At 55.1% G+C, this 12981-nt stretch carries 13 protein-coding genes and 4 tRNA genes; 2 read left to right on the plus strand and 15 right to left on the minus strand.

Translation table 11 applies throughout. The features are described from left to right. Window positions 1-22 precede the first annotated feature (22 nt). From ACOCF6_RS19135 to yhbY, 15 genes are all read right to left on the minus strand, one after another. Window positions 23-99, minus strand: a tRNA-Asp gene (locus ACOCF6_RS19135). Between the two features lie 54 nt (window positions 100-153). Further along, a tRNA-Val gene (locus ACOCF6_RS19140) sits at window positions 154-229 on the minus strand. A 9-nt stretch (window positions 230-238) separates the two neighbouring features. Next, a tRNA-Asp gene (locus ACOCF6_RS19145) sits at window positions 239-315 on the minus strand. A 32-nt stretch (window positions 316-347) separates the two neighbouring features. After that, entirely contained in the window at window positions 348-626 is a 279-nt protein-coding gene (locus tag ACOCF6_RS19150; protein ID WP_482461920.1) for an HU family DNA-binding protein, read from the minus strand. Window positions 627-836: 210 nt separating this feature from the next. Beyond that, window positions 837-2093 carry an ATP-dependent Clp protease ATP-binding subunit ClpX gene (gene clpX, locus ACOCF6_RS19155; RefSeq protein WP_482461921.1) on the minus strand — a complete coding sequence of 419 codons (1257 nt, stop codon included), beginning with the start codon at window positions 2091-2093 and terminating at the stop codon, window positions 837-839. Next, window positions 2090-2689: an ATP-dependent Clp endopeptidase proteolytic subunit ClpP gene (clpP, locus tag ACOCF6_RS19160; protein WP_482461922.1), complete on the minus strand. Its 600-nt coding sequence runs from the start codon at window positions 2687-2689 to the stop codon at window positions 2090-2092. The genes clpX and clpP overlap by 4 nt, the downstream gene beginning before the upstream one ends. Window positions 2690-2734: 45 nt before the next feature. Beyond that, a complete protein-coding gene (gene tig / locus ACOCF6_RS19165) occupies window positions 2735-4045 on the minus strand; it encodes a trigger factor (RefSeq protein WP_482461923.1) in 1311 nt (436 codons plus the stop codon). A gap of 62 nt (window positions 4046-4107) precedes the next feature. Further along, window positions 4108-4192 (minus strand) — tRNA-Leu (locus ACOCF6_RS19170). Between the two features lie 114 nt (window positions 4193-4306). Beyond that, window positions 4307-4663: an SUI1 family translation initiation factor gene (locus ACOCF6_RS19175; RefSeq protein ID WP_482461924.1), complete on the minus strand. Its 357-nt coding sequence runs from the start codon at window positions 4661-4663 to the stop codon at window positions 4307-4309. Then, on the minus strand, window positions 4660-5481 hold the full coding sequence (locus ACOCF6_RS19180) for an NAD+ synthase (RefSeq protein ID WP_482461925.1): 822 nt from the start codon (window positions 5479-5481) through the stop codon (window positions 4660-4662). The genes ACOCF6_RS19175 and ACOCF6_RS19180 overlap by 4 nt, the downstream gene beginning before the upstream one ends. Then, on the minus strand, window positions 5481-6329 hold the full coding sequence (locus ACOCF6_RS19185; protein ID WP_482461926.1) for a nitrilase-related carbon-nitrogen hydrolase: 849 nt from the start codon (window positions 6327-6329) through the stop codon (window positions 5481-5483). Before ACOCF6_RS19185 ends, ACOCF6_RS19180 begins: the two co-directional genes overlap by 1 nt. A gap of 97 nt (window positions 6330-6426) precedes the next feature. Further along, entirely contained in the window at window positions 6427-6843 is a 417-nt protein-coding gene (locus ACOCF6_RS19190; RefSeq protein WP_482463405.1) for a YraN family protein, read from the minus strand. A 2-nt stretch (window positions 6844-6845) separates the two neighbouring features. After that, window positions 6846-8585, minus strand: coding sequence for an aldehyde ferredoxin oxidoreductase family protein (locus tag ACOCF6_RS19195; protein WP_482461927.1), 1740 nt, complete (start codon window positions 8583-8585; stop codon window positions 6846-6848). Between the two features lie 8 nt (window positions 8586-8593). Then, window positions 8594-9244 (minus strand): HAD family hydrolase, encoded by a 651-nt coding sequence (locus ACOCF6_RS19200; protein ID WP_482461928.1) that lies wholly within the window; start codon window positions 9242-9244, stop codon window positions 8594-8596. Next, the gene (yhbY, locus tag ACOCF6_RS19205; protein WP_482461929.1) at window positions 9241-9561 is read right to left on the minus strand and encodes a ribosome assembly RNA-binding protein YhbY; all 321 of its coding nucleotides are present in this window, start codon (window positions 9559-9561) and stop codon (window positions 9241-9243) included. Before yhbY ends, ACOCF6_RS19200 begins: the two co-directional genes overlap by 4 nt. Before the next feature lie 254 nt (window positions 9562-9815). Between yhbY and shc the strand changes: the two genes are divergently transcribed. Together shc and hpnA are read left to right on the plus strand one after the other, a co-directional pair. Beyond that, a complete protein-coding gene (shc, locus tag ACOCF6_RS19210) occupies window positions 9816-11864 on the plus strand; it encodes a squalene--hopene cyclase (protein WP_482461930.1) in 2049 nt (682 codons plus the stop codon). A gap of 123 nt (window positions 11865-11987) precedes the next feature. Next, a complete protein-coding gene (gene hpnA / locus ACOCF6_RS19215) occupies window positions 11988-12980 on the plus strand; it encodes a hopanoid-associated sugar epimerase (protein ID WP_482461931.1) in 993 nt (330 codons plus the stop codon). The last annotated feature ends 1 nt before the right edge of the window (window position 12981 follow it).

A 12981-nucleotide genomic window follows, 5' to 3' on the forward strand; every position in this document is an offset into this window, starting at 1 on the left:
GCAGATACCCTTCTTCGTTTAATGGCGGGGTTGACGGGGCTCGAACCCGCGACTTCCAGCGTGACAGGCTGGCACTCTAACCGACTGAGCTACAACCCCAATCTCTTGAAACGGTCAAAAAAACAGGGAAAAGGATTCTTTTCCCTGTTGGTATGGTGGGCGAAACAGGGATCGAACCTGTGACATCCAGCTTGTAAGGCTGGCGCTCTCCCAGCTGAGCTATTCGCCCTTATTTTTATGGCGGGGTTGACGGGGCTCGAACCCGCGACTTCCAGCGTGACAGGCTGGCACTCTAACCGACTGAGCTACAACCCCGCAAACACAGGCAGAGATGCCTGTGGAGATAACTATTTGCTGTTAACGGCTTCCTTCAGGGTTTTGCCCGGCTTGAACTTGGGTACGGTAGCAGCAGGGATATTGATTTTTTTACCGGTTTGCGGGTTCTGACCTTTGCGGGCTGCCCTTTTTGCAGTAGAGAAGGTGCCGAAACCGACCAAGCTTAATTTATCGCCTTTTTTCAGAGCTGATGTTACGGAGCTGATGAAAGCTGCAACAGCTTTCTCGGCTTCAACTTTTTTCAGACCGGCCTGCTCTGCTACTGCGCTAATCAGTTCAGCTTTTGTCATGTTACACCTCCTGAAATTTGTTTGTGTGTACAAAGCGACTCACTGTTTACCAGATTCTTTTGTGAACTGTCAAGAAAAAAATACTCGCAAACGTACAGTTTACGGGCAATGAGAGGCTTTTTGCATGATACACATTCAGATTGCATTCGCTGGAAAATCAAGGGTGTTCTCTGTAATTACCTGAATTAGCAGATGTTTGTATCAAGGCTGTCAGGCGGCGTCATTGACCTGCTGTTCATAGACAACAATCGGCTTTTCCTTGTGGTAAATCACATCTTCACTGATGACAACTTCCTTGACGTTCGGCTGGGATGGAACATCATACATGATATCCAGCATGGAATTTTCCAGAATGGATCGCAAACCGCGTGCACCGGTATTGCGCTTGAGTGCCTCTTTGGCAATGGCCACCAGCGAGCCGTCGGTAAATCGAAGGCGGACGCCTTCCAGATCGAACAGCTTCTGATACTGTTTGACCAGGGCGTTCTTGGGCTCCTTGAGAATCTGTACCATGGCATCTTCGTCCAGTTCGGTCAGGGTTGCCAGCATGGGCAGTCTGCCGATAAACTCCGGAATATAGCCATATTTGAGCAGGTCATCGGGGGTAACATTGAGGAGCAGTTCACCAAGTTTCTTCTCGGCGCGCTTCTTCACATCGGCGCCGAATCCCAGGCTTTTCATGCCGATGCGCTGCTGGATGACGCTTTCCAGGCCGGCAAAGGCGCCGCCGCAGATGAAAAGGATATTGGTGGTATCGACCTTCATGAATTCCTGCTGGGGGTGCTTCCGTCCACCTTTGGGCGGGATGCTGGCAACCGTGCCCTCGATGATCTTGAGCAGGGCCTGCTGTACTCCCTCTCCGGATACATCACGGGTCAGGGATGGTGATTCGCTCTTGCGGGCAATCTTGTCGATCTCATCGATGTAGACGATGCCTTTCTGGGCCCGTTCCACATCATAATCGGCGGCCTGCAGCAGACTCAGGATGATGTTCTCTACATCTTCGCCGACATAACCGGCCTCGGTCAGGTTGGTGGCGTCTGCCATGGCAAACGGAACCTTGAGGATGCGGGCCAGGGTCTGGGCCAGCAGAGTCTTGCCTGAGCCGGTCGGACCCAGCAGCAGGATGTTGCTTTTCTGCATTTCAACTTCACCCGGCTTCTGGCCGGATTCAATACGCTTGTAATGATTGTAGACGGCTACGGAGAGTACCTTTTTGGCCTTGTCCTGACCGATGACATATTCGTCGAGGATATCCTTGATCTCCCGGGGTTTGGGCAGTTTCTTCATGTCCGGCCCCAGGGTCTCCTCCATCTTGATCTCTTCAGCGATGATATCGTTGCAGAGCTCGATGCATTCATCACAGATATACACCGCCGGACCGGCGATAAGTTTTTTAACCTCTTCCTGGCTTTTGCCGCAGAAGGAGCAGGTTAGATTTTCCTGGTTCGTGTCGCGACGAGTCATGGTGCACCTCCGCTGTCCGTTTTCCTGGTGACGATAGCGTCGATCAGCCCATATTCTTTTGCATCTGCGGCGGACATGAAATAGTCCCGCTCGGTATCATTTTCTACCTTTTCAAAGGTCTGTCCGGTCATCTCAGCCAACAGGGCGTTCAACTCATCCTTCATGCGCAGGATTTCCTTGGCATGGATGTTTATGTCCGTGGCCTGCCCCTGGAATCCTCCCAAAGGTTGGTGGATCATGATCCTGGAATGGTTGAGGCTGAAGCGTTTCCCTTTTTCACCGGCCGCCAGCAGGAAGGCGCCCATGGAAGCGGCCTGGCCGACGCAGATGGTGGAAACCGGTGCCTTGATGTAGCGCATGGTGTCGAAGATCGCCATGCCGGCCGTGACTACGCCGCCGGGAGAGTTTATGTAGAGATGGATGTCTTTGTCAGCGTCTTCGGCTTCGAGAAACAGAAGCTGGGCAATAATCAAGTTGGCAACATGATCATCGATGCCACCGCCCAGAAAGATAATGCGTTCTTTGAGCAGGCGAGAATAAATGTCGTATGAGCGTTCTCCACGTCCGGTTTGCTCAACTACTATCGGGATATACATGATGCCCTTTCTGTTACGCCTTTAAGCTGCACATTCTATATTATATTACTTTGCAGGTAATTTCGCGGCATCAATCTCGGTAACAACGGCACTGTCCAGCAGGAAACGGATGGCCTTGTCCTCCTTGATTTCGGAGATCAAAGAATGCTGGGCGTTTTTGTTTGTTGCGTAATACTCCTTGATGCGTCCCAGCATATCCGGATTTCCAGCGGCGATCAGTTCATAGCGTTGTGCAAGGTCTTCATCACTGACACTGATGTTTTCCTTTTCTACCAATGCCATCAGCAGCAGTCCGCCTTTGACCTTGTCTTCGGCCGAGTCACGGAAACGGAGTCGAAAGCCCTCGTCATCCAGGCCCATCATTTCGATGGACATGCGTTGACCCTTGAGTCGATTCTTGAGGTTCTCCAGCATGTGGTCCAGCTGTCGTTTAACCATGGATTGGGGAACATCCAGCGGGTTTTTCTCGATCAACGCCTGAATGACACGCTCCTTCAGTTCGTTTTCGATGCGCTCCGATTCCTGTTTCTCCAGATATTCTGCCATCTTGGCGCGCAGCTGTTCCATGTTCTCGTATTCACCGAACTGCTGGGCAAATTCATCGTCCAGTTCAGGCAGCTCTTTGCGCTTAACCTCTTTGAGCGTGACCTTGAAAACACCCTCTTTGCCGGCAGCTTCTTTGGTTTTGTAGCCTTCGGGCAGGGTGATGCGGATTTCCTTTTCTTCGCCGCACTTCATGCCGACCAATTGCTCTTCAAAGCCGGCCGGCATTTTCTGTGATCCGACCTCAAGCTCGGTCCCCTGGTCGCTGCTGCTTTCTTCCGGAAATCCATCTACGGAAAAGCTGTAGTCGAGAGTTACCGTGTGACCTGTTTCAACTACGGCGTCTTCATCCAGGGGGATGAGTTGTCCCATGCTTTCCTGCATGCGCTTGATCTCGCCCTCGATATTTTCGGGGTTGAGCACAAATTTTTCCTTGCTGATTTCAAAACCGGTATAGCTGTTCAGCAGGATCTCCGGCATGATTTCGACCAGTGCACTGTATTTGAACGCCGATCCCTGCTCAAGGCGGTCGCTCTCAATGGTGGGGGAATCAATCGGTTCGATCTTGTGTTCATCCAGGGCTTTGAACAGGGTCTGCTCGTAAAAACGCCGCATGACCTCGTCACGCATCGTGTCACTATAGGTGCGCTTGATTAACTGCAATGGCGCTTTGCCCGGGCGAAAACCCTGTAATTTGGCCTTTTTCTGGATGCCGGCGTAGGTTTTTTCAATTTCGGCATCAACCCGCTCTGCCGGAATTTCGATGGATACTTTCTTGGTGACGGGGTTTATCGTTTCGACGGTAACCTGCATGATGTGACCTTTCCTGATGAAATGTTGGTGTACGGTGATGTAAAGGGAGGATGAAATCAAAATGGTGCGAGAGAGGAGACTTGAACTCCTATACCGTGAGGTGCCAGATCCTAAGTCTGGTGCGTCTGCCAATTCCGCCACTCTCGCAAACTTATGTACTGCTTTTTCTGTCAGCGCCAAACAACTGCGCATGAATTGAATAAACAAAAATATGTGAAAAATTACATCGGGTCAAGATATTTATTGCGGTGATTGTGTAAACTAGCCGCCAGCCGGTTTTGCGCGGTAGCCGCGGCTCTGCAATTCGAGGAGGAGCGTATCGCGGTGATCCCCCTGAATTTCAATGATGCCGTTTTTGACAGTGCCGCCGCAGCCGCAGCGCTTTTTCAGTGCTCCGGCCAATTCCTTCAGGGCTGGTTCCGGCAAGGGAATGCCGGAGATAACAATGACTGTTCCGCCGCCGCGCCCCTTGGTTTCACGGCGCAGACGCACCGTGCCGTCGCTTGGTGTGGCGTGATTGGTCTGCTGTTTTACCTTGCTGTTTTTCGGGGTCGCAGACTGCTTGAGCATACCGGTTTCAGATGAATAGACGAGCGTGCTATTCGAGTTGTTGTTCATTTTCCCCAGTCCCTGGCATATCTGAAATCTCGGTCAATCGTACGGTTTGATACCTTGGCAATGACCGGCAGGCGCCGTTTGAAGTGCGAACCTTGAATTTTACGATAGATCTCATCGATAAACTCACTATCGAAGCCTTCCGTAACCAGCTCCGGTTTCGTCCAGCGCTGATCCACCATCCGATACAGGAGCTCATCTACCTGGCGGTATGAGAATCCCAGTTCTTCTTCATCGGTTTGGCCGGCCCAGAGATCTGCGGAGGGCTGTTTCTCGATGACCGCAGCCGGGACGCCCATTGTTGCGGAGAGCTGCCAGACCTGGCTTTTGTAAATGTCACCGATCGGGTTGAGTGCCGAAGCCATGTCACCATAGAGTGTTCCATACCCCAGCAGCAGCTCCGTTTTGTTGCTGGTGCCGAGAACCAGCGCACTCAGCAGCGCCGAATGATCGAAAAGAACCGTCATGCGTTCGCGGGCCATCTTGTTGCCGCGCCGCATGTTGTTCGCATCGGGAAACAGGTCAAAGTAGGCGTCCACCATCGCCGTGATCGGCACGACGGAAAAGTTGATGCCGCATGCCGTTGCCACCAGCCGTGCATGGGCCTCGCTTTCAGGATTGCTGGTCTTGTAGGGCATGCAGATGGCATGGACGTTCTCGGGGCCCAATGCCTCTGCGGCGATAAATGCCACCAGTGCCGAGTCAATTCCACCCGAAAGCCCCAGCACGACCTTGCTGACACCAACTTTACGCACTTCATCCCGTACGAATCCGACCAGCAGTTTTCTCAGCAACCCCGTATTGGCTTGTAATCCCGACATCAGCGCCCCCTTTTGAGCGCGATGCGCCCAAGCTCCTGCATCGTCACAAATAGATTCTCGTCACGCATCATCGGCGAAAAAATACGTTCCCGCCGCAACGCACCTTCATCAACCCTGGCGGTGACAAAATCCTCCTCCAACAGCGCACCGCGAACAATTGACTCGCCCGAAGGCGAGATATATTCCGAGCCCCCCCAGAAGTTGACCCCATCCTCATAGCCGACCCGGTTGCAGTAGAGCACCCGACAGTTGAGGAACAGGGCGGTGGTTGAGACCAGTTTCTGCCAGGATGCTGCCGAGCCGAGCGAATCGCCTTCTATGCCGCGAGCAGGACTGCTTGAAAGGCAGATCAGTGTCGTGGCACCGTCCATGGCGAGGATGTAGGAGGCCGACAGGTGCCACATGTCCTCACAGATCAGCATGCCGAAGCGGCCAAATTTAGTATCGAAGGCCCGGAACATCTCACCCCGTGCCAGGTAGCGCTGCTCATCGAAAAGGCCGTAGGTCGGCAGATATACCTTGCGGTGCAGGTGGCGGATTGCGCCGTCCTCAAGATAGATCGCAGTGTTGAAAAAATGGTAGTCTGCGGTCTCTTCGACAAAGCCGATGGCGATCGATATGCCACGTGACAGTTCGATCAGGTGCTGGATTTCAGTAGAGTCGACGCGCAGCGCCACTTCAGGCACAAGGTCTTTCAGAAAATAACCGGACAGCGCCAGTTCGGGGAAGACGATCAGATCAGCTCCCGCAACCCTGGCCTTTTCGATTTCCCTCGCAATGGTGGTCATGTTGTCGGTAAGGCAGCCGAGTTTCGGTTTTATTTGAGCCAGAACTGCGGTGAAATCCATGGTGACTCCTTTTATATCCTAACCCTGATAAACAGGATAAGTGCGTTAACGAAGTTATTTTCTGCCTGAACAGCGCATAATATAACTTCTAACTTAACTAATATGCCAAGTCAAAAGCGTTTTTGATGTGATCGATAGCGTGCCGGCCGTCAGTATGCAGCAGGATGGCAATTACGTCAAAGCGTGCATTGTTGTCATGCAGCCGGTTTTTTCCGAGCCAGGTCAAAGCGGCTTTGGATATCTGGCGCTGCTTGAACGGGGTTACTGCCAGTTGCGGCACTCCGTAAGAAAACCCGCGACGGGCCTTTACCTCGATAAATACCAGACTTTTATCACCAGGATCACGGGCGACGATGTCAACTTCGCCTCCCTTGCAGCGGAAGTTGCGCTCCAGGATCCGGAAGCCCCGTGCGATCAGGAAATTTGCAGCCAGCTCTTCCCCCAGTTCGCCGGTTCCCTTGTTGCCGCCGGATGCGGCGGCCGGGGCGGGATCGGATGAACTGCGGCCGAACAGATTCACGGCTGATCCGCCAGAAACCCGGCATCTTCAAAGCAGCCGTCAGGATTCAGTCCGCGGATGCGGTAGTACTTGTCCAGCTCCTCCTCGAAGCGTCGGCGGTCGATGGGGTGGATGAGTATGCCGTCACCGCTTGATCCCGCTTCGCTGAAGAAACGCTCCGGCAGGATGTCATTCTTGCGGGTGAAGCCATTGGCGCAATTATAGTAGCGCTCGGTCAGAACGATGCGCCGGCCGATCTCTTTCAAGCGCTGGGGGGAATAGGTGATGCCGGTGGCAGCGGTCAATAGTTCGGCATATTCCTCCAGGCTGGCGCCGAAAAACGAGAACTTGCAGGCCACCAGCGAATCCACCGCGGCATTGCTGTCTTCGGCAATGGTGATGATGCGGGCCTTGCCGGAAAAGGAAAAACGGTTCGTCGGTACCGGCTTGCGCAGGATTTCGTGGGAGATGGGGTAGGCCCGCAGATGACAACCGCCACGAGAGCTGGTGCAGTAGGCCAGGGCCATGCCGTAGGCGCCGCGCGGGTCGTAGGCCGGCAGTTCCAGGGATTTGACACTCATGGACAGTTCCGGACGGCCCATCTGCTCAGCCACTCGACGTGAGCCGAGAGCCAGTAATCCGCCTTCACCGCGGAGCAGGGCCATGTCTTCCAGCAGCACGGGGATCTCGTCGGCAGTCGGAAAGCGGCCCCTGATCTCTCCCCAGGCCGAAAGGGTCGCGGCGGCGGTGATGGTATCAAGTCCAAGCTCGTTGCAGATGCTGTTGGATGTAACAATGGCAGCCAGGTTGTCAATGTTGTTGAGTGCACCGAAATGGGAAACGGTCTCGTACTCCGGCAGGTGCCCACCGTCTCGATCGGACTTTTTGCACTGTATCGGGCAGCCGTAGCAACCGTCCTTTTTCGCTCCACAGGCCGCCTTGATGGCAGGCCCGGAATAATTGGCAGAGTTGGCAAAGTAGGTCTTGCGGAAATTATCGGTAGGGGCCATGCGGCGCTGGGCCATCAGGTCGACCAGTACCGGCGTGCCGAACTCGGCGATTCCCAGAGGGCCGAAGATTACCGGCGAGGCCTTGAAGAGCCGCATTACGTCCTGACGGGCCTGGTTGAAGCGGTCCGGATCGGCGATCTCCGTCTTTTGCTCTCCATCGACCACAATCGCCTTGAGGCCCTTGGCGCCCATGACGGCTCCCAGGCCGCCGCGGCCGACGGAGTTGCCTTCCCCCATCATGATGTTGGCGAAGAGCACCCCGTTTTCGCCGGCCGGGCCGATTGCCGCCACACTGCCGTGTTCCTGCAGCGCCGCGACGGTGGCGGGAATCTTGCTGCCCCAGAGATGTCCGGCCGGCAGAATTTCGACCTGTCCCGCAACAATCCGCAGGGTCACGGGCGCAGTACTTTTGCCGGTGATGAAAAGCGCATCCAGTCCGGCGGCCTTGAGTCGCCAGGCAAAGCGTCCGCCGGCCGAGCAGTCGTAGATCGTGCCGGTCAGAGGGGAACGTGATACAACCGACAGGCGGGCAGCAGTGGGGGCTGCTGTGCCGCATAGCGGGCCGACTGCAAAGATCAGGGGCATGGCCGGGTCAAATGCATCAAGGCGGAAATAGTCGCGCATCAGGCGGACTCCCAGCCCGCGACCCCCCAGGTATTCCTCCAGCCATTGACGCGGAATATCCTCGAATTGCGAGCTGCCGCTTGTCAGGTCCACCCTGAGTATCCTGCCGGTCCAGCCGTTCATAAATAGATTTAACCCGCTATCCCTAATATGTTGATAATGTCGCTGCATGAGTCTGCCGAATATTTCGACTCGTTCAACTCGTCGCTGTCTCCGTAACCCCATCTGCAGCCGATGGTGGTGATACCCGCGTAATTGCCGGCCTGGATGTCGTTGATGCTGTCGCCCACCATAACCGCCTCAGCGGGGCTGCAGCCCAGCTTGTTGATGACCTGCAACAGGGGCAGGGGAGACGGCTTCATCTCGGCAAAGGTGTCCCCACCGGCAATAATGTCGAAAAAACCGTCTATTGCCAATGTTTTCAGGATCAGTCGGCTTAACTCCTCGTTCTTGTTGGAGATGATTGCCAGGCGCATGCCGCTGTCGGCCAGTTGCTGCAGCAGTTCCCGGACGCCGGGATACAGCCTGCTCTTATCGGCGATATGGATCGCATTGAATTCTGTGAATGCGGCCAATCCCCGGCTGATCTCCGCGGGAGAGTCGGTGGCAAGTGCCCGTTGAACGAGATTGCGGGCCCCTTTGCCCACCAGTTGCCGCACCTGAACGGGGTCGAGTTGCTGACGACCGAAACCAGTCAACATGTGGTTGACGGCATCGGTCAGGTCATGAAGCGAATCAACCAGGGTGCCGTCCAGGTCGAACAGAACCGTTGCAATGGTCATGGGGCTGTTTTCTTGAGCGGTTTATCTGCGCTTGGCAGGACGATGACAGGTGTTGAGGCCGGTCGATAGAGCAGAAAGGTCTTGCCGAGAATCTGGGCGACTTCTGCGCCACAGGCCTCAGCAAGGCTGGAGGAGGCCTCATGTTTGTCAAGTGTGCAGCTCTCAAGCAGTTTGACTTTGATCAGTTCGTGATGGTCAAGGGCCACGTTGGTCTCGGTGATCAGGGCCTCCTCGATCTCTTTTTTGCCGATCTGGATCAGTGCTTTGAGTTTGTGTCCAAGGGCCCGCAGGTGGCGCTTCTGTTTTCCGGTCAGCATGTTGGTTGTTGCTCCTCGTGGTTCATCAGTCTGTTCATCTTGTTAGCTGCTGTTTTTATATCACAGCGAAGTCGTGGCGGTAAACCACAATTGCGGAACGGGACAATCTGGATTATCCCTGGCAGCTGTGTTACATCGGGTTATCCGGATTTGAAAAAGGATATACATTTATTGATTTTCGTGATATTAAAGCACAGTTTAGCTGTCGTGTAGCCAAGGCCATTGCCGTTTTGCGGCCATCAGGAGCTTTGTGAATGAACCCGAGTAAATATCCGATTTCCACGGCCTTGACGTCGTTCAACACCGAAACTGCCGCACCGGTTATAGAGGCAGTGAAAAAAAATGCCGCCAAGGTCCATCACCTGCCGCCCTCCATCTGGAAAAAGATGGTCGGAGATGCCAAGGGCCCGCTTGACAAGGCCATTGAGCGGACCCGGGATTTTTTCTTTCGTGAACAGTTGCCTGACGGCTACTGGTGGGCCGAGTTGGAGTCCAATGTAACGATCACCTCCGAATACATCATGCTCTTCCATTTTCTGGGCATGGTTGACAAGGTGCGTGAACGCAAGATGGCCGGCTATATCCTCAGCAAGCAGACGGCTGAAGGTTTCTGGACAATCTGGCATGGCGGTCCGGGTGACCTCTCTACAACGATTGAGGCCTATTTTGCCCTCAAACTCGCCGGTTATCCGGCTGAGCATCCGGCCATGGTCAAGGCGCGGGAGTTTGTGCTGGCACATGGCGGGATCCTCAAAAGCAGGGTTTTCACGAAGACCTTTCTGGCGTTGTTCGGAGAATTTTCCTGGCTGGGTGTCCCTTCCATGCCGATCGAACTGACGCTGCTCCCCAACTGGGCCTACTTCAATATGTATGAATTTTCCAGCTGGGCCCGTGCAACCATCATCCCGCTGTCGGTGGTCATGTCCGAGCGGCCGGTGCGCAAGCTGCCACCCTGGGCCCGGGTTCAGGAACTGTATGTCCGGCCGCCGCGGCCGACGGATTATACCTTTACCAAAGAAGACGGCATTCTGACCTGGAAGAACTTCTTTATCGGTGTCGATCATCTGCTCAAGGTCTACGAGTCAAGTCCGATCCGTCCGTTCATGAAAAAGGCCACCGCCACGGCGGAGCAATGGATTCTGGAACACCAGGAGCCTACCGGCGACTGGGGCGGCATTCAGCCGGCCATGCTCAATGCCATTCTGGCCCTGCACTGTCTGGGGTATGCCAACGATCATCCCGCCGTTGTCAAGGGGCTGGAGGCATTGGCGAACTTCTGCATTGAAGATGACGAAAGCCTGGTTCTGCAATCCTGCGTTTCTCCGGTATGGGATACGGCCCTGGCCCTGGTTGCCATGCAGGAAGCGGGAGTTCCCAAGGATCATCCTGCTCTGGTGAAAGCGGCTCAATGGCTGCTGGACCTGGAGGTACGTCGCAAGGGGGATTGGCAGATCAAATCGCCGGACCTTGAGCCGGGTGGCTGGGCCTTTGAATTTCTCAATGACTGGTATCCGGATGTGGATGACTCCGGTTTCGTCATCATGGCGATCAAGGACATCAAGGTTCGCGATAAAAAGCATAAGGAGCAGGCCATCAAACGCGGGATCGCCTGGTGTCTGGGGATGCAGAGCGAGAACGGCGGCTGGGGCGCTTTCGACAAGGATAACACCAAGCATTTGCTCAACAAGATCCCCTTTGCCGATCTGGAGGCACTCATCGATCCGCCCACGGCGGACCTGACCGGCCGCATGCTGGAGTTGATGGGAAGTTTTGATTATCCCAAGAGTCATCCTGCCGCTGTTCGCGCCCTTGAGTTCATCAGGAAGGAGCAGGAGCCGGAAGGACCCTGGTTTGGTCGCTGGGGGGTTAATTACATCTACGGCACCTGGTCGGTACTGTGCGGTCTGCAGGCCATCGGCGAGGATATGAGCCAGCCCTATATCAAGAAAGCCGTCAACTGGTTCAAGTCCAAGCAGAACATGGACGGCGGCTGGGGGGAAGTCTGCGAGTCGTATTATGACCGTTCTCTGATGGGGAGCGGAGCGAGTACCGCCTCCCAGACAAGCTGGGCGCTGCTGTCACTCTTTGCAGCCGGTGAGGCTGGTTCCAGTGCAGCTGCCCGTGGGATCGAGTACCTGCTGGCGACCCAGAAACTGGACGGAACCTGGGATGAGGATGCCTTTACCGGCACCGGATTTCCCAAGTTTTTCATGATCAAGTATCATATCTACCGTAACTGTTTTCCGCTGACGGCATTGGGACGCTACCGCCGTCTGACGGTTGATTCCGCAGAGCATAAGTAACCTGTCGTCAGCTGTTAGCTCACGGAGCCCGTTTATCCGGGCCAGACGATCATCTCAGGGAAGCCCCGTATTGCGGTCCGGGGCTTTCCACTTTTTTATAGAGCCAGTACGGATGAGCGGTATATGAAGACCTTTATCACCGGTGCAACCGGTTTCATAGGCGCAAGCATCGTCAGGGAGCTGCTGAAGGCTGGACGCGAGGTGCGGGCTCTGGTGCGGAAGGGGGCGGATACCTCCAACCTGACCGGACTCGATGTGGAGTTCTGGCAGGGTGATCTGCGCGATCATGCCGGTCTGGGGCAGGGCTTGAAGGGATGCGATGTATTGTACCACGCCGCAGCCGATTACCGCCTCTGGACCCGCGATCCGGCCGAGATGTACAGCATTAATGTGGATGGCACGACCGCTATCCTGGAAGCTGCTCTGAACAACGGTCTCTCGCGGGTGGTCTACACCAGCAGTGTCGGAACGCTGGGCAACCCGGGTGATGGAACGCCGGGGAGCGAGACGACGCCGGTGGGTCTCGACGATATGGTCGGGCACTACAAAAAAAGCAAGTTTCTGGCGGAGCGGGCGGCGGAAAAATTTGTTGCGCGGGGCCTGCCTCTGGTGATTGTCAACCCGTCTACACCGGTTGGTCCCCTCGATATCAAGCCGACCCCGACCGGCAAGATCATAGTCGACTTTCTGAACCGAAAGATGCCGGCCTATCTGGATACGGGTCTGAACATCATTGCTGTTGAGGATTGTGCCCGCGGCCATATTCTGGCAGAACAGAAGGGGGCTGTCGGACAGAAATACATCCTGGGAAACGCCAACCTGACACTGCGGGATATTTTTGCAATTCTGGCAGAAATTACCGGGCTGTCGGCCCCCAAAGTGCGTTTGCCCTATAGGCCGATCCTGCTGGCGGCCTATATCAACGAGGGAATTTCGCGAATTACCGGCAGAGAGCCGCTGATCCCGTTGGCGGGGGTGCAGATGGCAGCCAAATTCATGTACTTTGATCCATCCAGGGCGATACGTGAGCTGGGCCTGCCCCAGACCCCGGTACACGAGGCCCTGCAACGGGCGGTGGAGTGGTTTCGTCACAACGGCTATACGCGTCAGCAATGAA

The organism is Geobacter psychrophilus, from assembly GCF_056821595.1.

Bases quoted from the DNA above. Each gene is read 5' to 3' on its own strand.
- ACOCF6_RS19150 (WP_482461920.1), bottom strand. From the start codon at position 626: ATGACAAAAGCTGAACTGATTAGCGCAGTAGCAGAGCAGGCCGGTCTG.
- clpX (WP_482461921.1), bottom strand. From the start codon at position 2,093: ATGACTCGTCGCGACACGAACCAGGAAAATCTAACCTGCTCCTTCTGC.
- clpP (WP_482461922.1), bottom strand. From the start codon at position 2,689: ATGTATATCCCGATAGTAGTTGAGCAAACCGGACGTGGAGAACGCTCA.
- tig (WP_482461923.1), bottom strand. From the start codon at position 4,045: ATGCAGGTTACCGTCGAAACGATAAACCCCGTCACCAAGAAAGTATCC.
- ACOCF6_RS19175 (WP_482461924.1), bottom strand. From the start codon at position 4,663: ATGAACAACAACTCGAATAGCACGCTCGTCTATTCATCTGAAACCGGT.
- ACOCF6_RS19180 (WP_482461925.1), bottom strand. From the start codon at position 5,481: ATGTCGGGATTACAAGCCAATACGGGGTTGCTGAGAAAACTGCTGGTC.
- ACOCF6_RS19185 (WP_482461926.1), bottom strand. From the start codon at position 6,329: ATGGATTTCACCGCAGTTCTGGCTCAAATAAAACCGAAACTCGGCTGC.
- ACOCF6_RS19195 (WP_482461927.1), bottom strand. From the start codon at position 8,585: ATGAACGGCTGGACCGGCAGGATACTCAGGGTGGACCTGACAAGCGGC.
- ACOCF6_RS19200 (WP_482461928.1), bottom strand. From the start codon at position 9,244: ATGACCATTGCAACGGTTCTGTTCGACCTGGACGGCACCCTGGTTGAT.
- yhbY (WP_482461929.1), bottom strand. From the start codon at position 9,561: ATGCTGACCGGAAAACAGAAGCGCCACCTGCGGGCCCTTGGACACAAA.
- shc (WP_482461930.1), top strand. From the start codon at position 9,816: ATGAACCCGAGTAAATATCCGATTTCCACGGCCTTGACGTCGTTCAAC.
- hpnA (WP_482461931.1), top strand. From the start codon at position 11,988: ATGAAGACCTTTATCACCGGTGCAACCGGTTTCATAGGCGCAAGCATC.